This window comes from Streptomyces sp. JN8, assembly GCF_055808075.1.
The window spans coordinates 5860739-5880831 of the sequence record NZ_CM147852.1; the positions used below are offsets into that span (position 1 = coordinate 5860739).

Here is a 20093-nt window from a genome sequence, read left to right on the forward strand (position 1 = left end):
GCCGGACGGGCCCGGACGGACTCAGGTCTTCTTGCGGAACTTGGTCACCGCCAGGGGCGCCGTGACGACCGTGATCACGAGGGCCCAGCCGAGGGTCATCCACACGGAGTGGGCGACCGGACCGCCGTTGATCAGGTTCCGGGCGGCGTCCGCGAGGTTCGACAGCGGGTTGTAGTCGGTGAAGGCCTCCAGCCAGCCCGGCATCGAGGTCGTCGGGGCGAAGATCGACGAGCCGAACTGCAGCGGCATCAGGACCAGCATCGCCATGCCCTGGACGGCCTGGGCGGTCTTCAGGGTGAGGCCGAGCAGGATGAAGATCCACATGAGGGACGCTCCGAAGACCATCGAGAGGCCGATGGCGGCGAAGAGGTGCAGCACCGAGGTGTGGATCTCCAGGCCGAGCAGGAAGCCCATGCCGAGCAGGATCGCGGTGGCGATCAGCATGCGGCCGACCTCGACGACGATCTTCGCGATCAGGACGGAGGACCGGGCGATCGGCATCGTCCGGAACCGGTCCATGACCCCCTTCTTGAAGTCGTCGTTGATGCCGACGCCGACGGCCATCGCGATGTTCATGCCCATCATCGCCATCAGGCCGGGCGTCACGTAGTTCACGTAGACGTCGTTGTTGCCCTTGCCGGCGATCGCGCCGCCGAAGACGTACACGAACAGCAGGATGAAGATGATCGGCATCAGGACGGCGTCGAACATCGACTCCGGGTCCTGCTTGATCTGGAGCGCGTTGCGACGGGCGAGGGCGCCGATGTGCCGCAGGTTGGCGCGGAGGCCGATCCGGCCCTCGGCGACGGGCGGCCGTCGCACGGCCGCCGGACCCGGGGCTCCGACGGGGGACTTGGTGACCGTGGTCGTGCTCATGCCGCGACCTCCTCGGGGATCTCGTCGGAAACGGTGGTCTTCTGACCGGTGATGGCGAGGAACACCTCGTCCAGGCTGGGCAGGTGGGTGCCGATGTGCGCGATGCCGAAGCCGCGGGCGCCGAGCAGCGCCACGACCGCGGTCAACTGCTGGTCGGTGAGGATCGGCACGTACAGGGCGCCCTCGTCGGGCACGACGGTCGCGCCGGCGACGCCGTCCAGACCGGTCTCGCGGAGCGCGGCCGCCATCGCGGGCAGCTGGTCCGGGTCGACCGGGCGGATCTTCAGGGTCCGGCCGCCGACCTTGGCCTTGAGCTCGTCGACACCGCCCCTGGCGATGACCTTGCCCCGGTCGATGACGGTCAGCTCGCTCGCGAGCTGCTCCGCCTCCTCCATGTACTGGGTGGTGAGGAGGACGGTGACGCCCTCGGAGACCATCCGCTGGACCTCGTCCCACACCTCGTTGCGGGTGCGGGGGTCGAGGCCGGTGGTCGGCTCGTCCAGGTAGAGGACGGCGGGCCGGCCGATCATCGAGGCGGCGAGGTCGAGCCGCCGCCGCATGCCGCCCGAGTAGTTCATGGCGGGCCGCTTGGCGGCGTCGGTGAGCGAGAAGCGCTCCAGCATCTCGTCGGCGCGGCGGCGGGCGTCGGCGCGGGAGAGGTCGAGCAGCCGCCCGATCATGTACAGGTTCTCCCAGCCGGACAGCTTCTCGTCGACCGAGGCGTACTGGCCGGTGAGCCCTATGGTGCGGCGCAGCTGGCGGGGGTGCTTCACCACGTCGTACCCGGCGACGGTGGCGGTCCCGGCGTCCGGGACGAGCAGGGTGGAGAGGCAGCGGACGAGGGTGGTCTTCCCGGCGCCGTTCGGGCCGAGCACGCCGAGGACGGTGCCCTCCCGCACGTCCAGGTCGACCCCGTCGAGGGCCCTGGTGGCGCCGAAGTGCTTCACGAGGCCCCGGACCTCGACGGCGTTGGTGTGTGATCGCGTCATGGCCCCTACTAGACCAGCAGCCACCGACAAGCCACCGACAGACGACCGACAGCCCGCCGATGGGGGATGTCGGCGGGCTGTCGGGTGGTGCCGCGGTGGCCGGTGGGGGCCTGCCGCGAGCAGGCCCGGACGGGACTAGTGGAAGCTGTGCTCCTCGGCGGGGAACGCCCCGCCCTGGACGTCCTCGGCGAAGGCGCGGGCGGCGTCGCCGAGCGTCTCGCGGAGGTTGGCGTACTGCTTGGTGAAGCGGGGGACCTTGCCGCCGGTGAGGCCGGCCATGTCGGTCCAGACGAGCACCTGGGCGTCGGTGCCGGCGCCCGCGCCGATCCCGATGGTCGGGATGTGCAGCGAGCGGGTGACCTCGGCGGCCAGCTCGGCCGGTACGAGCTCCAGGACCACCGCGAACGCGCCCGCGTCCTGCGCGGCCTTCGCGTCGCGCAGCAGCTTGTGCGCGGCCTCGTCGGAGCGGCCCTGCACCCGGTAGCCCATGGTGTTCACGGACTGCGGGGTCAGGCCCAGGTGGGACATGACGGGGATGCCGGCCTGGACGAGCAGCTCGGTCTGCGGCAGGGAGCGCTCGCCGCCCTCCAGCTTGATCGCGCCGACGCCCGCGTCCTTGACCAGCCGGGTCGCGTTGCGCAGGGCCTGGACGGGCCCTTCCTGGTACGAGCCGAAGGGGAGGTCGCCGACGACGAGGGCGCGTCGCGTGCCCCGCACGACGGCGGCGGAGAGCAGGGTCATCTCGTCCATCGTGACGGGCACGGTGGTGTCGTAGCCGAGGTGGCAGTTGCCCATGGAGTCCCCGACGAGGATGACCGGGATGCCGGCCTCGTCGAAGACGGACGCGGTCATCGCGTCGTAGGCGGTGAGCATGGGCCACTTCTCGCCGCGGGTCTTGGCGGCGGCGATGTCGTGGACGGTGATGCGGCGCGTTCCCTTGCCGCCGTACAGCGCCTTGCTGCTGTCGGCGGGCGGTTTCTGGGCAGCCTGAAGCGTCATGGTGCACGGCTCCTTGTGTCATCTCGAGGCGCCCTGACGGCGTCCCCGGACCACATCCATGGTGGCACTTCGCCGGGCGGGCGGGGAAGTGGGCCGGAGTGGCGCTCTTCACACCGGCGTGCCGGGGCGGCGTTCACGGGGCCGTGACAGGGGGTTCACGGGGCGCCACACGGGTTCACGGGGCCGCGACACGGGCGCCACGGGCCGTGAACCCGGTTCACGGGCCCGCAACGTAAAGCCTCGGTCAGAAGTTTCGATACGAGACGGTCTCGTATCGAAATGGCTCTAGGGTGGTGGGCATGCCACAGCCGTCCTCCGCATCCCCCGCACCCGCCGCACCCCCGGGACCCGCCGGTCCCCGGGTCCCCGAGGCCGTCCACAGGCGCCGCTGGGCCGTCCTCGGCGTCCTCATGCTCAGCCTGCTGATCGTCGTCCTCGACAACTCGATCCTGAACGTCGCCGTCAAGACGATCGCCTCCCCGGCGCCCACCGGCATCGGCGCCACGCAGAGCGAGCTGGAGTGGGCGATCAACTCCTACACGCTCGTCTTCGCCGGTCTCCTCTTCACCTCCGGCCTGCTCGGCGACCGCCTCGGCCGCAAGAAGGTGCTGCTCTTCGGCATCACCGTCTTCGGCCTGGGCTCCGCTCTCGCCGCGTTCTCGGGCTCCCCCGGCGAGCTCATCGCCTTCCGCGCCGTCATGGGCCTCGGCGCCGCCTTCGTCATGCCCGCGACGCTCGCCGTCCTCATGAACGTCTTCGAGCGCGACGAGCAGCCCAAGGCCATCGGCATATGGGCCGGCGGCGTCGGCCTCGCCATCGCGATCGGCCCGATCACCGGCGGGATCCTGCTCGAACACTTCTGGTGGGGATCGATCTTCCTCGTCAACGTGCCCGTCGTGCTCCTCGCCCTCGCCCTGATGATCTGGCTGGTTCCCGACTCCCGCGACCCCCGGCCCGGCCGGATCGACCTCCCCGGCGTGCTGCTCTCCGTCGTCGGACTCGTCCTCCTCGTCTACGGGATCATCCGCGGCGGCGAACTGGCCGACTTCACCGCGCTCAGCGTCCTCGCCCCGGTCCTCGGAGGCCTCGCCGTCCTGGTCCTCTTCGTCCTCCACGAGCGGCGCAGCGACCACCCGGCCATCGACATGAGCTACTTCAAGCGGCCCGCGTTCTCCGCGGCCGTCGCCGCGATCGCGCTCGTGTTCTTCGCGCTCATGGGCGTCACCTTCTTCTCCGCGTTCTACCTGCAGAGCGTCCGCGGCTACAGCGCCCTGCAGTCCGGGCTGCTCATCCTGCCGCTGGCCGTCGCGCAGATGGTCTTCGCGCCCCGCGCGCGGCTCGTCGTCGAACGCTTCGGCGCCAAGGCCGTCTGCACGGCCGGCATGCTGCTCGTCGCCCTGGGCCTCGGTGCCTTCGCCCTCTTCGACGCCTCGACCCCGGTCTGGGTCCTGGAGGTCGTCTTCTTCGTCCAGGGCGCGGGAATGGCGCACATCATGCCTCCCGTCACGGTCTCGATCATGCAGGCGCTGCCCCGGGAGAAGGCGGGCTCCGGCTCGGCGATCAACAACACCTTCCGCCAGGTCGGCGGGGCGCTGGGCGTCGCCGTCCTCGGCTCGCTGCTCTCCTCCACCTACCGGGGCGAGATCGAGGGGCACCTCGGCACCGTCCCGGAGGCCCTGCGGGGCGCCGCGGGCGAGTCCGTCGAGGCCACGCTCGCGGTCGCCGAGAAGCTCGGCCCGGCGGGCCGGGACCTGGTGGCCCCGGCGTACGGCGCCTTCCTGGACGCCATGCACGTCACGGCGCTCGCCTCGGCGCTGATCGGCCTGGTCGGCGCGGCGGTGGTCGCGATGTTCCTCCCCGGCCGTACGCCGGCGGGCACCGCGGGCGCACCCGGACCGGGTGCCGCGGGACCCGGCGGGCCGGGACCGGACGGAACGGGTCCGGGCGAGGCGGCACCGGGCGAGGCGGCACCCGGAACCGGCCCGGCGGGCGACGCCCGGCGGGGCTCGGTGCCGGGCCCGTCCTCCGAAGAGGGAGAATCGGCCCGACGGTAGGGCACGAGGCCTGAGGCGCCGGTGGTCCCCGAGGGCGGCGGTGGTCCCCGAGGGCGGTGGCTGTGCCGGAAGGCGCCGGTGGTGCCCGAGGGCCCGAACGAGAGGTGGAGCGCACGTGTCGCGGCAGGACGGCGGGACCCCCGGAATCCCGGAGACCCAGAGCGACGGTGCCGCGACCGGCGGATCGCCCGGCGGTTCGGCGGGGGCCCCGGCCGGGGCCCGGCGCGGGCGGCCCCGCAGCGAGGGCGTCGAGAAGGCCGTCTTCGACGCGGTCGTCGGGCTCCTCGACGACGGCGTCCCGCTCGCCGAACTGTCCATCGAGCGGATCGCCCGTACCGCCGGCGTGGGCAAGGCCACCATCTACCGCCGCTGGACCGGCAAGGAAGAGCTCCTCGTCGACCTGCTCCGCACCATGGAACCGCCGGACCCGGTGCTGTCCGGCACCTCGGTCCGGGGCGACCTGGTGGTCCTCCTGGAGTCGATGCGCGAACGCGGCGTCGCCAAGCGGACCTCCAGCCTGCTCCACAACGCGTTCGCGCAGATGCAGCTCTACCCCCGGCTGTGGGAGGTCTACCACCACACCGTCATCGAACCGCGCCGCCGCCTCAGCCTGGACACCGTCCGGCGCGGGATGGAACTGGGCGAGATCCGCGACGACCTCGACGTCGAGTTCGTCAACGACCTCCTCACGGGCCCGCTGCTGCTGCGCACCGTCATCCGCCCCGGCTCCTCCCTGGAGCCCGGCCTCGCGGAGCGGGTCGTCGATACCGTGATGGACGGCCTGCGACCCCGGGACTGACCATCGCCCGCACCACAGGACCGTACCCGGCCGAATGTGCGCGTTCTGTCACAGCCCGCCCGGGGACGCCACCTGCAGGAACCCGCCACGCCCCGCCCGTCGTCCCACCCGGCGTACGAGGGCCCCGTCATCCCCTAGTGTCGACGTGGGCCACGGAGCACGGAAGCAAGACGGCACGGCAGCAAGGCAGTGAGGACGGGCGATGGCGCGGGTGGACATGACGGAGACCGAGCAGGGCGGCGCGGGGGACGGGCACCCGGCCTCCTCCCGCTTCCGGACCGCCCTCGGCGGACTCCGCCGCGACCCCGGGATCTGGCGCCGCGGCATCCTGCTGGCGCTCTTCGCGGTGGCCCTCACCCTGCTGATGGTCCTGCACTCCGACATCCCCAACCGGATCGGCAACCTCGGCAGCCTCACCGAGACCTTCCTGCCCTGGCTCGGCCTCTTCGTCCCCCTCCTCCTCGTCCTCGCCCTGCTGCGCCGCTCCGCCACCGCGCTGATCGCCCTGCTGCTCCCCGCCGTGGTGTGGCTGAACCTCTTCGGCGGCCTCGTCGCCGACAAGTCCGAGCCGGGCGGCGACCTGACCGTCGCGACCCACAACGTGAACGCCGACAACCCGGACGCCGCGGGCACCGCCCGCGAGCTCGCCGCCTCCGGCGCCGACGTCATCGCCCTGGAGGAACTCAAGGGCGACATGGTCCCGGCATACGAGAAGAACCTGGCGGACGCCTACCCGTACCACGCGGTGGAGGGCACCGTCGGACTCTGGAGCAAGCTGCCGCTGCGCGACGCGCAGCCGGTCGACATCCGGATGGGCTGGACCCGCGCCATGCGCGCCGACGTCGTCACCCCCGCGGGCGAGGTCGCCGTCTACGTCGCCCACCTGCCGTCCGTCCGGGTCAAGCTGAACGCCGGCTTCACCGCCAACCAGCGCGACGTCAGCGCGAACGCCCTCGGCGAGGCCATCTCCGACGACCGGCACGAGCGGATCATCCTCCTCGGCGACCTCAACGGCACCATGAACGACCGCGCGCTCAACGGCATCTCCTCGCAGCTCCGCTCCACCCAGGGCGCGGCGGGCGACGGCTTCGGCTTCAGCTGGCCGGCCTCGTTCCCGATGGCCCGCATCGACCAGATCCTGGTCAGGGGCGTCGAGCCGATGTCGTCCTGGGCCCTCCCGAAGACGCAGAGCGACCACCTCCCGCTCGCCGCCCGCGTGAAGCTGTAGCCGGCGCGGACCCCCGGGGCCCACGGGCGGGGACGGCCGGATCCCGGGGCGAAACCTTCCCTTCACGCCCCGGAGGCCGCCGGGAAGAAAACATCTGAGAGCCTTTGTTCCGTAGAAGAACTATCTTCAGGAAAGGCCCTCCCCATGCCCCTGGCGCTGCTCGCGCTCGCCGTCTCCGCCTTCGGCATCGGCACCACCGAGTTCGTGATGATGGGCCTGCTCCCGCAGGTCGCCGACGATCTCGGCACCTCCGTCCCCACCGCGGGCCACCTCGTCTCGGCGTACGCCATCGGGGTCGTCGTCGGCGCCCCGCTGCTCACCGCCCTGGGCTCCCGCATCCCGCGCAAGCGGATGCTGCTCCTGCTCATGGCCCTCTTCACGGTCGGCAACCTCGCCTCCGCGCTCGCCCCCGGCTTCGGCTGGCTGGTCGCCGGCCGCGTCCTCGCCGGCCTGCCGCACGGCGCGTTCTTCGGACTCGGCGCCGTGGTCGCCGCCCGCCTGGTGCGCGAGGGGCGGCAGGCCCGCGCGGTGGCCACCATGTTCCTCGGCCTGACCGTCGCCAACATCCTCGGCGTACCGGCCGCGACCCTGCTCGGCCAGCACCTCGGCTGGCGGGCCACCTTCCTCGTGGTGTCCGCCGTCGGCCTGGTCGCCGTCGCCGCCCTCGCCCGCCTCGTGCCCCACGTCCCGGTGGACGAGCGGCAGAGCCTCGGCCGCGAGGTGCGCGCGCTCCGCCGCCCGCAGGTGCTGCTCGGACTGCTCACCGCCGTCTTCGGCTTCGCGGGCGTCTTCGCCGTCTACTCGTACCTGGCCTCGATGACCACCGAGGTGATGGGCTTCGGGGACTCCACCGTCACCGTCGTCCTCGCCCTCTTCGGCCTCGGCATGACCGGCGGGGCGCTCGCCGCGGGCCCGCTGACCGACCGGGCGCTCCGGCCGACCCTGTACGGCTCCCTCGCCACCCTCGTCCTCGCGCTGGTCGCCTTCCGCTTCACCGTCCACGTGCCCTGGCTGGCCCTGGTCACGGTCGTAGTGCTCGGCGCCGTCGGCTTCATGACCACCACCCCGCTCCAGATGCTGGTCATGAACAAGGCCAAGGACGCCCCCACGCTCGCCTCGGCCTCCAACCACTCCGCGTTCAACCTCGCCAACGCCGGCGGCGCCTGGGCGGGCGGCACCGCCGTCGCCGCGGGCTGGGGCTGGACCTCGCCGACGCTCGTCGGCGCCGGCCTCACGGTGGTGGGCCTGGCGATCGCCGCGGTCGCCGGCCTGCTCGACCGCGACCGGGGCACGGGGGAGGGGACCTCGCGCGTCGTCGCGCAGAGCCCCCTCGCCACCGCGGACCGGCGGATCAGCCCGTCGTCTCCCTCCAGCGGTTCGTGATCGGCAGCCGCCGGTCCTTCCCGAAGCCCTTCGCCGAGATCTTGGTGCCCGGCGGGTACTGGCGCCGCTTGTACTCCGCCGTGTCCACCATCCGCAGCGTCTTCGTGACCAGTTCCCCGTCGAACCCGGCCGCCACGATCTCGTCCCGGCCCCGGTCCTGGTCCACGTACAGGGAGAGGATCGCGTCCAGGGTGTCGTAGTCCGGCAGCGAGTCCGTGTCGACCTGCCCCGGGCGCAGCTCCGCGCTCGGCGGCTTGGAGATCGAGCTCTCCGGGATCGGCGGGGTCTGGCCGCGCTCCTCGGCGGCCCGGTTGCGCCAGCGCGCCAGCCGGAACACGGTCGACTTGTAGACGTCCTTGATGGGCCCGAACGCGCCGACGGAGTCGCCGTACAGCGTGGAGTAGCCGACCGCCAGCTCGGACTTGTTCCCCGGCGCCAGGACGATGTGGCCCTCCTGGTTGGAGAGCGCCATCAGCGTCGTGCCCCGCAGCCGCGACTGGAGGTTCTCCTCGGCGAGGCCGGTGAGCCCGAGCGCCCCCATGTACGCGTCGAACATCGGCTCGATCGACACGGTCCGGAAGTGCAGCCCGGTGCGCCGGGCCAGCTCCGCGGCGTCGCCCCGCGAGTGGTCGGAGGAGTACTTCGAGGGCATCGACACCCCGTGGACGTTCTCCGCGCCGAGCGCGTCGCAGGCGATGGCGGCGACGAGCGCCGAGTCGATGCCCCCGGAGAGGCCCACGAGCACCGAGCGGAAACCGTTCTTCGCGGCGTACGCCCGGACGCCGATCACCAGCGCCGAGTACACCTCCTCGTCGTCGTCCAGCCGGTGCGCGTAACCGCCCGTCAGCTCCGGCTCGTACGCCGGCAGCGGCTCCGCCGAGAGGACCACGCGGTCGATCGTCAGCCCGTCGTTCACCAGCCCCTCCGGCGCGTCGGGATCGGCGGCCGGCAGCTCCAGGTCGAGGAGCACGCTGCCCTCGACGAACTGCGGGGCCCGCGCGATCACTTCGCCGTCCGCGTCCACCACGATCGAGTCGCCGTCGAAGACCAGCTCGTCCTGGCCGCCCGTGCTCGCCAGGTACGCGGTCACGCACCCGGCCTCCCGCGCCCGCCGGCCGACCAGTTCCAGGCGCGTGTCGTCCTTGTCCCGCTCGTACGGCGAGGCGTTGACCGACAGCAGCAGCCCCGCCCCCGCGTGCCGGGCCGCCGGCACCCGGCCGCCGTCCTGCCACAGGTCCTCGCAGATCGCCAGGGCCACGTCGATCCCGTGCACCCGGACCACCGGCAGCGTGTCGCCCTGGACGAAGTAGCGGTACTCGTCGAAGACGCCGTAGTTCGGCAGGTGGTGCTTGGCGAAGCGCAGCACCACCTCGCCCCGGTGCAGCACGGCGGCGGCGTTCTCCGGCGAACCGGCCGGCCGGCCGAGCTTCGGCTCCGCACGCTCGGAGCGGTCCAGGTAGCCGACGACCACCGCCACCTCGCCGAAGCCCTCGTCCGCGAGGCGGCGGGCGAGACCGCGCAGGGCCGCCCGCGACGCCTCGACGAACGAGGAGCGCAGCGCGAGGTCCTCGACGGGGTATCCGGTCAGCGCCATCTCGGGGAACGCGACGAGATGCGCGCCCTGTCCGGCGGCGTGCCGGGTCCAGTGCACGATCGCCTCGGCGTTCCCGGCGATGTCTCCGACGGTCGAGTCGATCTGATTCAGGGCGAGGCGTAGTTGAGGCACCCGGCCAGTGTAATCGTCAGACCGACGCGATGTCCTGGGAAACGGCTCCGGGAAGCGTCGGCCGCGCCCCGGATACCTGCCCGCCCCCGACACGCTCCGCCTGTACGCGGCCAGGTGTGCGCACCGGGTCCGTCCGCTCGGCGCGTCCGCCGCCCGCCCCGGCCCCGCCCGGTCGATCATGGCCCGCATGGCGATCCCTGACGGACCGGCAGAAGGGCCCGGCCCACCCCGGCCGACGGCAACCCTCCGGCACGCCGTAGCGTCAGACCCACCATGCCCGGAAACGTGACGCGCGCCTCGGCCGCCCTGCTGGCCCTCGGCGCGCTCGCGTACACCGCCTGGGCCCTCGAAGCGTTCCTGCGGACCGGCCTCGACCCGGTCCGCACGTACGTCTCCGAACTGGCGGCCTCCGACCAGCCCTTCGGCACCTTCTTCCGCGCCACCGACCTGCTGGCGGGCGCCCTGGTCCTGGTCGGCGCCGTCCTGGGACGGGCCGGGACCCGGACCCGCCGCCCCGCCGCCACCCCCGCGCCGGGGCACCCCCGGCCGCCCCGGACCGGTGGCACGCCGACCCCGGAGGCCGGCCGGGCACGCCGGGTCCGCGAGCCCTGGGCCCTCCTCGGCTGGGGCGCCCTCGCCCTCTTCGGGGCGGCCACCGTCGCCGACTCCCGCCTCCCGCTCAGCTGCGCCGCCACCGTCGATCCCGCGTGCGCCGCGCGCGAGGCCGCCGGGCTGGTGCCCGCCACCCACACGGCCCACGCGGTGAGTTCCGGTCTCGCCATGACCGGCGCGCTCGTCGCCCTCGTGGCCCTGACCGCGGCGACCCGCCGGTACGGCCCCCGGCGGCCGCTCGCCCGCACCGGCCTGGTCGTCGTCGCCCTGGAGCTCGCCGCCACCGTCTGGACCCTCGCCGCCGTCGCCGCCTTCGAGGCGGGCCGCGGCACCTGGGCGCTCGGCGCCGGACAGCGGCTCCAGGTGCTCCTGGTCGCGGTCTGGCTCGCGGTCCTGGCGTACTCCCTCGCGACCTCGCCGCCCGCCCCCGAGCCGGGGGAGGAGCGGTGACCGACAGGCCGGTCCTCGTCCGGATCGACGGCGTCGCCCACCACGTCGTCGTCGAGGGCTCGGGCCCCGTCTGCGTCCTGAGCGCGGGCCTCGCGATGAGCTGGTTCGACTGGGACCCCGTCGTCCCGCTCCTCGCACCGCACCGCACGGTCGTCCGCTTCGACCGTCCCGGGCACGGCCTCTCCCAGCCCGCCGCGACCCCGCCCACCGCCGCCGGCGAGGCCCACCGGATCGCCGCCCTGCTCGACGCGCTGGGACTCCCCGGCCCCGCCACCGTCGTCGGCCACTCGATCGCCGGGTTCCACGCCGAGGCCTTCGCCCGGCTCCACCCGGACCGGACCGCCGCCCTCGTGCTCCTGGACGCGTCGGTGGAGGAGCACCCCCGGGCGGGCGCGTTCCCGGCGGCCGTCTCCCGCGTCCTCGGCGAGGTCCTGTGCGCCGCCGGACTCCCCGCCGCGCTCGGCCCCGCGGCCCGCCGTGCCGCCGTGCCCCACGACCCGGCTCCCGCCGACCTGGTGCGCCGGGTCTACCGCACCTCACGCGTCCTGCGCGGCGTCCTCCTGGAGAACGCCCACTACGGAGCCGTCGCCGCCGGGCTCCTCGCCCTGCGCACCGCGCACCCCCTCCCGCCGGACCTGCCCGTCACCGTCCTCGCCGCCCCCGGGGGCTCGGCCCGCTGGGAACGGCGCCAGCGCGAGCTGGCCCGGCGGCTCGGCGCCCACTACGAGGCGGCCGTGCCGTCGGGCCATCTGGTCATGAAGGACCGCCCGGAGGCGGTCGCGCGGGCGGTCCTGAGCCCGTCGCGCTCCGGTCAGGAAGGCGCGTAGACGCTCTCGCAGAAGCCCTTGAGCTGCTCGTCCGAGAGGTGCTGGGCCAGGTCGGCCTCGCTGATCATGCCGATCAGCCGCTTCTCCTCGATGACGGGGAGCCGCCGGATCTGGTGGCCCTGCATCTCCTCCAGGACGGCGCCGACGTCCGCGTCCGAGTCGACCCAGCGGGGGGTGCCCTTCGACATCTCGCCGCAGGTGATCTTCGAGGGGTCGTGACCCATGGCCACGCAGCCGACCACGATGTCGCGGTCCGTGACGATCCCGCAGAGCCGTTCGTTCTCGTCGGCGACGGGCAGCGCGCCCACGTTCAGGTTGCGCATCATCTGCGCGGCGCGGTCGAGCGTCTCGTGTGCCGGGATCCACTGGGCCCCGGGGTGCATGATGTCCTTCGCCGTGGTCATGGGGTGGGTACCTTTCCTCGGACGTGGTCACACGTGCGTCCCCGAGCCCCCTCCATTGTCGGCGTACGCCACGGCCCCCGCGACCGCAGGGGTCACGGGGGCCGGGGGGACCGGGGGGCCGGTCCGGGCCGTCAGGCGCCGCGCTTCGCGAGCATGTCCGCCATCAGCAGCATCTCGGACTTCTGGGCGTCGACCATGCCCTGGGCGAGGTTGCGCTCGATGTCCACCGAGCACTTCTGGACGCAGCCCTCGGCCATGTGGACCCCGCCCCTGTGGTGCTCGGTCATGAGCTTCAGGTACAGGACCTCGGCCTCACGGCCGCTCGCCCTCCGCAGCCGGTCCAGCTGGGCGTTGGTCGCCATGCCCGGCATGAGGGCGCCGTCGAGCGGACCGGTGTCGCCGGAGCCGCCCATGCCCATCCAGGTCATCGGCTCGACGCCGGACTCGATCTTGGGCAGTCCCCACAGGTCGAGCCAGCCCAGCATCATGCCCCGCTGGTTGGCCTGGGTGTTGGCGATGTCGTACGCGAGCCGGCGCACCTCCTCGTTCCGGGTGCGGTCCCGGACGATGAACGACATCTCGACGGCCTGCTGGTGGTGGACCGCCATGTCCCGGGCGAAGCCGGCGTCCGCGGAGAGCGTGCCGGGTGTCGCGGGCGCCTCCTCCCGCTCGGCGGAGGCGACGGTGACGGCGCCCCCGGCGAACAGCAGGGCGAGGGCGACGGCCGTGACCGCCGCCCACTGCGTCCGGTCGCGGCGCCGGGGCGGGGACGCCGGCGCGAGGTCGCCGTCGTCCCCGCCGGTCCGGCTCACTGGCCGATCCCGCCGGTGCAGGCGGCGCCCGGCTCGGGGGTCTGCGGGCCCTGGACGTACTTGGTGAAGAAGGCGTCGATGCGGGGGTCGCTCGCGTCGTCCACGGTGACCTGCTTGCCCCACGCGGACAGCATGAGGGCGCCGGACTGGTCGTCGACCGGGCTCATCAGCGTGTACTTGGTCTTGCCGACCTTCTCCTCCAGCTTCTTCACGTCGTCGGGGGAGGCCTTCTTGCTGTACGTCACCCAGACGGCGCCGTGTTCGAGGGAGTGCACGGCGTTCACCTCGGCGATGGGCTTCTTGTAGACGACGCCGTCGCAGTTCATCCACACCGGGTGGTGGTCGCCGCCGACCGGCGGCTTCATGTCGTACTTCACGGCCGTCTCGACGTGGTTGCGGCCGAGCTTCGCGGCGTCCCAGCTCTTCTCGGCGGTGATGGGGGCCTTCGCGGCCGCGTCCTTCTGGTCCTGCTCGTCCGACTTCTTCATCAGCACGAAGGTGCCGAAGCCGACGAGGCCGAGGACGACGACGCCCGAGACGCCGATCGTGACGAGGCGGTTGCGGCGCTCACGGGCCTGCTCGGCGCGGCGCATCTCCTCTATTCGGGCGCGGCGGTCGGCGTTGGCGGAGCTCTTGGCGGCCATGGTGGTGTCGTCCTTCTTCAGGGAGGGGGGTGGAGTTCGGGGCTGGACGTGCGGAGGGCGGGAGCCCGCCGCCGCTACGTCCGGAGAACTTGAAGGACGTGCAGATCCGGCGCGCGCGGCCGGACGCCGGAGCGGCGCGCGGCACCGTCGCCGGACGCCGGCTCGGAGCGCGGCGGCCCGTCCGCCGCGTGCAGCGGCGGATCGAGCGGGGGAGCGCTGAGCACCGCGGGGGAGAGCGAGGGGAACAGGGAGCAGCCGCCGCGGTCGTACGGGCAGACGTACTCGACGGCCGTCCCGCCGGCCGCGCGGGTGGCGGCGGCCGGGGTGCCGGTCGCACCGGTGCCCGCGGTCGCCCGCGGAACGGCGTCCGCGTGGTGGTCGCCCGGCCCGGGACCGGCGCCCAGACAGAAGAAGAGCGCGGCGAGGAGCGTCGCCACGGCACTCGCCAGTGCCATGGGACGCGCGTGCCGGGACGGGCGTACGAGCCGTGTGGCCCCCATGGGCGCAGATCGTAGTGGGCGCGGGGGCTCCGTGGGCCGAACGGGGTACCACTCGGTACCGGCGGGCGGGCGGCGCGGGGCCGGACCGACACCCGGACGCCGCCCTTCCCCCGTTACCTGAGTCACACCCGAGCAGGCAGTATGGGTGTGCAACGTGCGCGAAACCATGTGGTGGGATGCTCAGGTGCCCCCCGATGTGCTCGAGGCGGTGGGAGCAGGCGGCCTGACCAGCGAGGATGGGTGTGGAAATGGACAAGCAGCAGGAATTCGTGCTCCGTACGCTCGAGGAGCGCGACATCCGCTTCGTACGTCTGTGGTTCACCGACGTGCTGGGCTTCCTGAAGTCGGTGGCCGTGGCGCCCGCCGAGCTGGAGCAGGCCTTCGACGAGGGCATCGGCTTCGACGGCTCGGCGATCGAGGGATTCGCCCGTGTATACGAGTCGGACATGATCGCCAAGCCGGATCCGGGGACGTTCCAGATCCTGCCGTGGCGGGCCGAGGCGCCGGGGACCGCGCGGATGTTCTGCGACATCCTGATGCCGGACGGCTCGCCGTCCTTCGCCGACCCGCGGTACGTCCTGAAGCGGGCCCTGGCCAAGACCTCGGACCTCGGCTTCACCTTCTACACGCACCCCGAGATCGAGTTCTTCCTCCTCAAGGACAAGCCGCTCGACGGCACCCGCCCCACCCCGGCGGACAACTCGGGCTACTTCGACCACACCCCGCAGAACGTGGGCATGGACTTCCGCCGCCAGGCGATCACGATGCTCGAATCCATGGGCATCTCGGTGGAGTTCAGCCACCACGAGGGCGCGCCGGGCCAGCAGGAGATCGACCTCCGGTACGCGGACGCCCTCTCGACGGCCGACAACATCATGACGTTCCGTCTGGTGATGAAGCAGGTGGCGCTGGAGCAGGGCGTGCAGGCCACGTTCATGCCGAAGCCGTTCTCGGAGTACCCGGGCTCGGGCATGCACACCCACCTGTCGCTGTTCGAGGGCGACCGGAACGCCTTCTACGAGTCGGGCGCCGAGTACCAGCTGTCCAAGGTCGGCCGCTCGTTCATCGCGGGCCTGCTCCGGCACGCGGGCGAGATCTCCGCCGTGACGAACCAGTGGGTCAACTCGTACAAGCGCATCTGGGGCGGCTCGTCCCGCACGGCGGGCTCGGGCGGCGAGGCCCCCTCGTACATCTGCTGGGGCCACAACAACCGTTCGGCCCTGATCCGCGTCCCCATGTACAAGCCGGGCAAGACGGGTTCCTCGCGCGTCGAGGTCCGCTCCATCGACTCGGGCGCCAACCCCTACCTGACGTACGCGGTGCTCCTCGCCGCCGGCCTCAAGGGCATCGAGGAGGGCTACGAACTCCCGGCGGGCGCCGACGACGACGTGTGGGCCCTCTCCGACGCGGAGCGCCGCGCGATGGGCATCGAGCCGCTCCCGCAGAACCTGGGCGAGGCGATCGCCCTGATGGAGAAGAGCGAACTGGTGGCGGAGACGCTCGGCGAGCACGTCTTCGACTTCTTCCTCCGCAACAAGAAGCAGGAGTGGGAGGAATACCGCTCCGAGGTCACCGCCTTCGAGCTCCGGAAGAACCTGCCGGTGCTGTAGGGGCAGGCCGGAGCGGGAGCACCCGGAACACGGCCTCGGGGCCGGCGGTGGCGCACCGCCGGCCCCGAGCCGTTCCCCCCTGCCGGGCCGCCCGCGGACCGTCCCCCGGTATTCCGTTGCCCGGGGTCCGGCGGGTGGGCCAGACTCGCGCCGTGAAGATCGAACCCGTCGCCACCGCGCGGCTCGTGCTGCATCCGCTGACCGTCGAGGTGGCCGGGGCCATCGTCGCCGGGGAGCCCGGGCCCGGCTGCTCCTGGGCCGAGGGGTATCCGGGGGTCGCGGACGTCGCCGTCGCGGGACGGGCCGTGCGGCGCTGGGCGGAGGACGGGGACCCGGGGGTGTTCGGGGCCTACGAGATACGGCTGCCGGGCCCGGACCTCGCCATCGGCGGGATCGGGTTCCACGGACCGCCCGACGAGATCGGGGTGGTGACCGTCGGGTACGGACTCGTGCCCTCCCATCGTGGCAAGGGCTACGCCTCCGAGGCGCTCCGGGCGCTCGTCGAGGCCGCCCGCCGGGCCGGCGCCTCCGGGGTGAAGGGCGACGCCGACCTGGACAACCCGCCCTCCCACCGGGTGATGGAGGCCGCCGGGATGCGCCGCGTGGCCGAGGACGAGAAGCTCCGGCACTTCTATCTGGGCTTCTAGGTTCCGGCCCCGGCCCAGGTGTCAGCGTTCCGAGAGGTCCGACGGCGCCTCCTGGACCGTCCAGCCGTTGCCGTCCGGGTCCGTGAAGGTCATGAAGGAGTTCCAGGTGCCGCCCCGGCCGGCCGCCCAGCCCTGGTCGCCCAGGTGCCGGACCTCCGAGACGTCGACCCCGCGCCCGGCGAGCTCCGCGTGGGCCGCCTCGATGTCCGTCACGCAGAACTGGAGGCCCTGGAGGCTGCCCGGGGCCATCGCCTTCGTGTCCGGCATCGGGGGCATTCCGCTCAGCAGCGCGAGGGAGCAGCGCGAGCCCGGCGGGGTGAGCTGGACGATCCGCACCCCCGGCGCGGGCTCGGTGTCCAGGTCGACGGCGAAGCCGCACCGGGCGGCGTAGAACTCCTTCGCCCGGTCCATGTCGGTGACGGGGACCGGCACGACTTCCAGTGTCCAGTTCACGGGGATCTCCTCAGAAACGCCAGCGGGTCTGTCCGAAGGGGTCGCCCTTGGCGAAGCCGAACGCCGTGCGGGGCGCGACCGCGAACACCAGGGCCGTCCCACCGTCCCCGAGGAACGCCCCGTCGCGCACCTCGAAACGCCATTCCTCCCCGTACTTCTCGACCCAGGCCCCGGCGAGGGCCGCGAGCCGGTCGTCGTCCGTCACCCGGACCGCCTCGCCCTCGACCACGAGGTCGAGCCCTCCGCCCAGCGAGGGCGTGCCGGTCGTGAGGACCACCGAGCCGTTGCCCTCCAGGTTGCGGGCCTTGCGCTCGTCCGGTCCCGTGCAGAAGTGCAGCGCGCCCTCCGACCAGACGGCGATCAGGGGCGTCACGTGCGGGCGCCCGTCGGGCCGCACGGTCGTCAGCCAGAAGACCTCGGCCGCCGCGAGCAGCGCCTCGGCCTCCGCCCAGGGGGCCGGGTCCGCCGTGGCGTCGCTGTACCGGGGGTCGAGGTCCGTCCGCGGGTTCTGCGGGTTCATCGGCGTTCCCTCCGTCGTCACCTGTGCGCACAGGCACGCGCGCACTCACCGGTGACGACCGGTCCGGCCCGCCGAACTCATCGGTCCGCCGCGGCTCATTCGGCCGCCGCGACCGCCCGCCCGGCCGGCACCGCCGGGGTCCAGTGCAGGCGGCCGTCCAGGCCGATCGCCGCCACGCCGTCCGCCCCCGCGTCCGGCGCCCCCGCGAAGAGGAACCGCTCCAGCTTCCACGCCGGTCCGGCCCCCGTCCTGCCGTGCGCCGCCGTCGCCAGGAAGCCGGTCCGGGAGCGGACCGCGAGGAGCCCCTCGCCGCCGCTCACCGGGCCGAAGCCCGCCACGCCGCCGGGCAGCTCGGTCACCGGGGAGACCGGCGCGGCGCCCGAGAAGTCGGCGCTGCGCAGATCGCCGGAGGCCGGCTTGCGGAACCAGAGCCGTACGCCGTCGCCGTTCGGGGCCGGAGTCGCGCTGAGCGCCACGGTCGTCGGCGGGAGCGCGGTCGGCGCGGGTCCCGTGAGCGGTCCGCCGGGCACGTGCCGGGCCCAGACGAGCACGCTCGTCACGGTGCTCGCGAAGACGTACTCCCGGCCCCTGCCGTCCGTCGCGGCGACCGGGTCGCCGACGACGTCGGTGCCGCCGAGCACCCGCCAGGGGCCCCAGCCGCCGTCCGCGCCCTGCTCGCGGGCCGTCAGGCGCCGCAGGCTGTCGCGCAGGACCAGGGTCGCGCGGCCGTCGGCGCCCACGGCCACGGCGGGTGCGCTGATGTCGGAGGTGCCGGCCGCGTCGCTCCGTTCGGGGGTCCCCAGCGAGCGCCACGGGCCGAAGGCCCCGCCGGGGGCCGTCTGCTCCGTGGTCACGACCTCGCGGCGGTAGCCGGCCGGGCCGCCCGCCAGGAGCGTCCGGGTGCCGTAGACGGCGATCCGGCCGTCCGGCAGCGAGACCGAGGTGACCCCGCTGTCCATGCCGCCGCCGGGCAGCAGCGTCGGGCCCTGCCACGCGCCGCCGCCGGCGGGCTTCCGCCAGGCCGCGAGCTGCCCGTCGAGGACGGAGAAGGCGTGCAGCCCGCCGTCCCGGTCCCGCTGCACCCAGGAGGTGGAGGTGCCCCGGGCGTAGCGCACGGTCGCGGTCCAGCCGCGGCCGGTGGGCCGCGCGGCCACCTTCAGGTCGCCGCAGCCGGCGGGCGTCCCGCAGTCGTTGACGCCGTCCATCCAGGCGTAGGTCTTGAGGGTCCTCAGCTTGTCGCCCGCCGCCTCGGGGTCGAGCGTGTGCGGCAGGACGCTGGTCGGGTAGCCGAGGTAGTTCTGCACGCCGACCCGCGGATGCCCGGGCAGCTCCGCGTACCGGGCGAGCGCGGCCTGCGCGAACCGCGCGCCGTACAGGTGGTCCTGGTGGTCGCGGATCCTCCCGGTCTTCGGGTCGGTGCCGGGGCTCGGGTCCTGCATGCGGACGAAGGTCGGGCGGAAGCGGTCGAGCAGTCCGGCGATCGTCGCCACGACCTCGTCCTTCGTGTACCGGAAGTCGGCGGCCACCGGGGTGCCCGAGGAGCGCTGCGACTCCAGCGTGTCGACCAGTCCGTGCCAGAGGCCGTTCAGGCTGTGCGGGCGGTACTGGTCGGTCGAACCGGCCTCGCGTATCTGCAGCCACACCAGCCTGACCTTCGGGTCGGCGCGCAGGGTGTCCAGCTCGGCCAGCCCGCCGCCGGCCGTGGGGATCGCCACCCGGTCCCAGGGGCTGGTCCGGCTGCCCGTCGCCATCTCGGAGTACGCGGCGCGGATGCCGTTCTGCCGGGCTTCTGCGTAGCCCGCCTTGTCGGCCCTGACCGCGGCGGCGTCGCGGGGGCGCGCGTTGACGCCGTTCGACTCGCCGGCCGTCAGATAGACCGCGGCCAGCGGGGTGCCGGAGCGGATGGTCTGGGATATGTCCGGGTTCATGAAGAACAGGTCGTCGTCCGGGTGGGCCACGATCTGCAGGACGGAGGGCGCGGACGCGGGCCGTGCCGCGGGGGACCGGTCGGACGGGGCGTGGGCCCGCATGTCCGGGCCGGTGGCCATCGGCACCGGGGAGGGGGCGACGGCCCGGGGCGTGGCCGGGGACCGGGGCGCGGGCACGGCCGCGCCCGGCGTCGCCGTCTGGGCCGCGGCCGGCTTCGGCGTGCCGGTCACCGACAGGAGTCCGGCGAAGGTGCCGCCCACCAGGACGGTCGTGACCGCGGTGGAGACGGCCCTGCGGCGGGACAGGGGGAGACGGCGGCGGAGGCGTTCGGACATGGTCGGCGGCGCGCTTTCAACGGGTCGGGCAGGCGGGGCGGTCCCGCGCTGGGGGTACGGGGCGGGGTCAGGGGTCGCCTGATCGGGCTCGGGCAGGCGGGGTCGTCCCGCACATGCCTCGGGAGCCGCGTCAGGGTCGCTTCGGCGGGTTCGGGCAGGCGGGGGTGGTCCGCCCCCAGCAAGACGGACTTTCAAGGAATACGGTTCATCGCCCTCGAAAAGCCATCGATGTGCGGGACATCACGTGTGATCCGCCGCGAACCGCAGGCCTGAACGCCCCCGTCCCCCGCTCCGGA

At 73.4% G+C, this 20093-nt stretch carries 19 protein-coding genes; 8 read left to right on the forward strand and 11 right to left on the reverse strand.

What is annotated here, in order from left to right:
- Positions 1–21: 21 nt before the first annotated feature.
- The 3 genes from ACY0MR_RS25845 to panB all read right to left on the reverse strand — a co-directional run bounded on the left by ACY0MR_RS25845 (position 22) and on the right by panB (position 2864).
- Positions 22–876 carry an ABC transporter permease gene (locus tag ACY0MR_RS25845; RefSeq protein ID WP_361850190.1) on the reverse strand — a complete coding sequence of 285 codons (855 nt, stop codon included), beginning with the start codon at positions 874–876 and terminating at the stop codon, positions 22–24.
- On the reverse strand, positions 873–1865 hold the full coding sequence (locus tag ACY0MR_RS25850) for an ATP-binding cassette domain-containing protein (protein WP_361850192.1): 993 nt from the start codon (positions 1863–1865) through the stop codon (positions 873–875). Before ACY0MR_RS25850 ends, ACY0MR_RS25845 begins: the two co-directional genes overlap by 4 nt.
- Before the next feature lie 135 nt (positions 1866–2000).
- On the reverse strand, positions 2001–2864 hold the full coding sequence (gene panB / locus ACY0MR_RS25855; RefSeq protein WP_361850194.1) for a 3-methyl-2-oxobutanoate hydroxymethyltransferase: 864 nt from the start codon (positions 2862–2864) through the stop codon (positions 2001–2003).
- Between the two features lie 299 nt (positions 2865–3163).
- Here panB and ACY0MR_RS25860 point away from each other — a divergent pair, with 299 nt between their 5' ends.
- The 4 genes from ACY0MR_RS25860 to ACY0MR_RS25875 all read left to right on the forward strand — a co-directional run bounded on the left by ACY0MR_RS25860 (position 3164) and on the right by ACY0MR_RS25875 (position 8328).
- On the forward strand, positions 3164–4918 hold the full coding sequence (locus ACY0MR_RS25860) for an MFS transporter (RefSeq protein WP_473555648.1): 1755 nt from the start codon (positions 3164–3166) through the stop codon (positions 4916–4918).
- A gap of 115 nt (positions 4919–5033) precedes the next feature.
- A complete protein-coding gene (locus ACY0MR_RS25865) occupies positions 5034–5717 on the forward strand; it encodes a TetR/AcrR family transcriptional regulator (protein WP_388799483.1) in 684 nt (227 codons plus the stop codon).
- A gap of 202 nt (positions 5718–5919) precedes the next feature.
- On the forward strand, positions 5920–6945 hold the full coding sequence (locus tag ACY0MR_RS25870; protein ID WP_361850200.1) for an endonuclease/exonuclease/phosphatase family protein: 1026 nt from the start codon (positions 5920–5922) through the stop codon (positions 6943–6945).
- Positions 6946–7089: 144 nt separating this feature from the next.
- On the forward strand, positions 7090–8328 hold the full coding sequence (locus tag ACY0MR_RS25875; RefSeq protein ID WP_473555650.1) for an MFS transporter: 1239 nt from the start codon (positions 7090–7092) through the stop codon (positions 8326–8328).
- Here ACY0MR_RS25875 and ACY0MR_RS25880 read toward each other — a convergent pair.
- Positions 8297–10054: an NAD+ synthase gene (locus ACY0MR_RS25880; protein ID WP_473555652.1), complete on the reverse strand. Its 1758-nt coding sequence runs from the start codon at positions 10052–10054 to the stop codon at positions 8297–8299. The two genes, ACY0MR_RS25875 and ACY0MR_RS25880, sit on opposite strands and share 32 nt — an antisense overlap.
- A gap of 273 nt (positions 10055–10327) precedes the next feature.
- Between ACY0MR_RS25880 and ACY0MR_RS25885 the strand changes: the two genes are divergently transcribed.
- Positions 10328–11116, forward strand: a complete 789-nt coding sequence (locus ACY0MR_RS25885; protein WP_473555655.1) for a DUF998 domain-containing protein — start codon at positions 10328–10330, stop codon at positions 11114–11116.
- Positions 11113–11943, forward strand: a complete 831-nt coding sequence (locus tag ACY0MR_RS25890) for an alpha/beta fold hydrolase (protein ID WP_404080129.1) — start codon at positions 11113–11115, stop codon at positions 11941–11943. The genes ACY0MR_RS25885 and ACY0MR_RS25890 overlap by 4 nt, the downstream gene beginning before the upstream one ends.
- Here ACY0MR_RS25890 and ACY0MR_RS25895 read toward each other — a convergent pair.
- The 4 genes from ACY0MR_RS25895 to ACY0MR_RS25910 all read right to left on the reverse strand — a co-directional run bounded on the left by ACY0MR_RS25895 (position 11928) and on the right by ACY0MR_RS25910 (position 14258).
- On the reverse strand, positions 11928–12347 hold the full coding sequence (locus ACY0MR_RS25895) for a CBS domain-containing protein (RefSeq protein ID WP_361850209.1): 420 nt from the start codon (positions 12345–12347) through the stop codon (positions 11928–11930). The two genes, ACY0MR_RS25890 and ACY0MR_RS25895, sit on opposite strands and share 16 nt — an antisense overlap.
- Before the next feature lie 131 nt (positions 12348–12478).
- Entirely contained in the window at positions 12479–13159 is a 681-nt protein-coding gene (locus ACY0MR_RS25900) for a DUF305 domain-containing protein (RefSeq protein ID WP_392863189.1), read from the reverse strand.
- Entirely contained in the window at positions 13156–13803 is a 648-nt protein-coding gene (locus ACY0MR_RS25905) for a DUF3105 domain-containing protein (RefSeq protein ID WP_388799507.1), read from the reverse strand. The genes ACY0MR_RS25900 and ACY0MR_RS25905 overlap by 4 nt, the downstream gene beginning before the upstream one ends.
- A gap of 74 nt (positions 13804–13877) precedes the next feature.
- Positions 13878–14258 (reverse strand): hypothetical protein, encoded by a 381-nt coding sequence (locus ACY0MR_RS25910; RefSeq protein ID WP_404080125.1) that lies wholly within the window; start codon positions 14256–14258, stop codon positions 13878–13880.
- A gap of 293 nt (positions 14259–14551) precedes the next feature.
- Here ACY0MR_RS25910 and ACY0MR_RS25915 point away from each other — a divergent pair, with 293 nt between their 5' ends.
- Positions 14552–15913, forward strand: coding sequence for a glutamine synthetase family protein (locus ACY0MR_RS25915; protein WP_361848725.1), 1362 nt, complete (start codon positions 14552–14554; stop codon positions 15911–15913).
- A gap of 152 nt (positions 15914–16065) precedes the next feature.
- On the forward strand, positions 16066–16560 hold the full coding sequence (locus ACY0MR_RS25920) for a GNAT family N-acetyltransferase (protein WP_361848728.1): 495 nt from the start codon (positions 16066–16068) through the stop codon (positions 16558–16560).
- 21 nt (positions 16561–16581) lie between these two features.
- Here ACY0MR_RS25920 and ACY0MR_RS25925 read toward each other — a convergent pair whose 3' ends face one another.
- From ACY0MR_RS25925 to ACY0MR_RS25935, 3 genes are all read right to left on the reverse strand, one after another.
- Complete coding sequence (locus tag ACY0MR_RS25925; RefSeq protein WP_404080118.1) at positions 16582–17013, reverse strand: VOC family protein; 432 nt, start codon at positions 17011–17013, stop codon at positions 16582–16584.
- A 10-nt stretch (positions 17014–17023) separates the two neighbouring features.
- A complete protein-coding gene (locus ACY0MR_RS25930; RefSeq protein WP_361848734.1) occupies positions 17024–17533 on the reverse strand; it encodes a pyridoxamine 5'-phosphate oxidase family protein in 510 nt (169 codons plus the stop codon).
- A 95-nt stretch (positions 17534–17628) separates the two neighbouring features.
- Positions 17629–19797 (reverse strand): PIG-L family deacetylase, encoded by a 2169-nt coding sequence (locus ACY0MR_RS25935; RefSeq protein ID WP_473555660.1) that lies wholly within the window; start codon positions 19795–19797, stop codon positions 17629–17631.
- Between the last annotated feature and the right edge of the window lie 296 nt (positions 19798–20093).

Excerpts from the sequence above, each read along its gene's own strand:
- ACY0MR_RS25850 (WP_361850192.1), bottom strand. The coding sequence starts at position 1,865 with ATGACGCGATCACACACCAACGCCGTCGAGGTCCGGGGCCTCGTGAAG.
- ACY0MR_RS25870 (WP_361850200.1), top strand. The coding sequence starts at position 5,920 with ATGGCGCGGGTGGACATGACGGAGACCGAGCAGGGCGGCGCGGGGGAC.
- ACY0MR_RS25875 (WP_473555650.1), top strand. The coding sequence starts at position 7,090 with ATGCCCCTGGCGCTGCTCGCGCTCGCCGTCTCCGCCTTCGGCATCGGC.
- ACY0MR_RS25915 (WP_361848725.1), top strand. The coding sequence starts at position 14,552 with ATGGACAAGCAGCAGGAATTCGTGCTCCGTACGCTCGAGGAGCGCGAC.
- ACY0MR_RS25895 (WP_361850209.1), bottom strand. The coding sequence starts at position 12,347 with ATGACCACGGCGAAGGACATCATGCACCCCGGGGCCCAGTGGATCCCG.
- ACY0MR_RS25930 (WP_361848734.1), bottom strand. The coding sequence starts at position 17,533 with ATGAACCCGCAGAACCCGCGGACGGACCTCGACCCCCGGTACAGCGAC.
- ACY0MR_RS25935 (WP_473555660.1), bottom strand. The coding sequence starts at position 19,797 with ATGTCCGAACGCCTCCGCCGCCGTCTCCCCCTGTCCCGCCGCAGGGCC.
- ACY0MR_RS25845 (WP_361850190.1), bottom strand. The coding sequence starts at position 876 with ATGAGCACGACCACGGTCACCAAGTCCCCCGTCGGAGCCCCGGGTCCG.
- ACY0MR_RS25910 (WP_404080125.1), bottom strand. The coding sequence starts at position 14,258 with ATGGCACTGGCGAGTGCCGTGGCGACGCTCCTCGCCGCGCTCTTCTTC.
- ACY0MR_RS25885 (WP_473555655.1), top strand. The coding sequence starts at position 10,328 with ATGCCCGGAAACGTGACGCGCGCCTCGGCCGCCCTGCTGGCCCTCGGC.
- ACY0MR_RS25905 (WP_388799507.1), bottom strand. The coding sequence starts at position 13,803 with ATGGCCGCCAAGAGCTCCGCCAACGCCGACCGCCGCGCCCGAATAGAG.
- panB (WP_361850194.1), bottom strand. The coding sequence starts at position 2,864 with ATGACGCTTCAGGCTGCCCAGAAACCGCCCGCCGACAGCAGCAAGGCG.
- ACY0MR_RS25860 (WP_473555648.1), top strand. The coding sequence starts at position 3,164 with ATGCCACAGCCGTCCTCCGCATCCCCCGCACCCGCCGCACCCCCGGGA.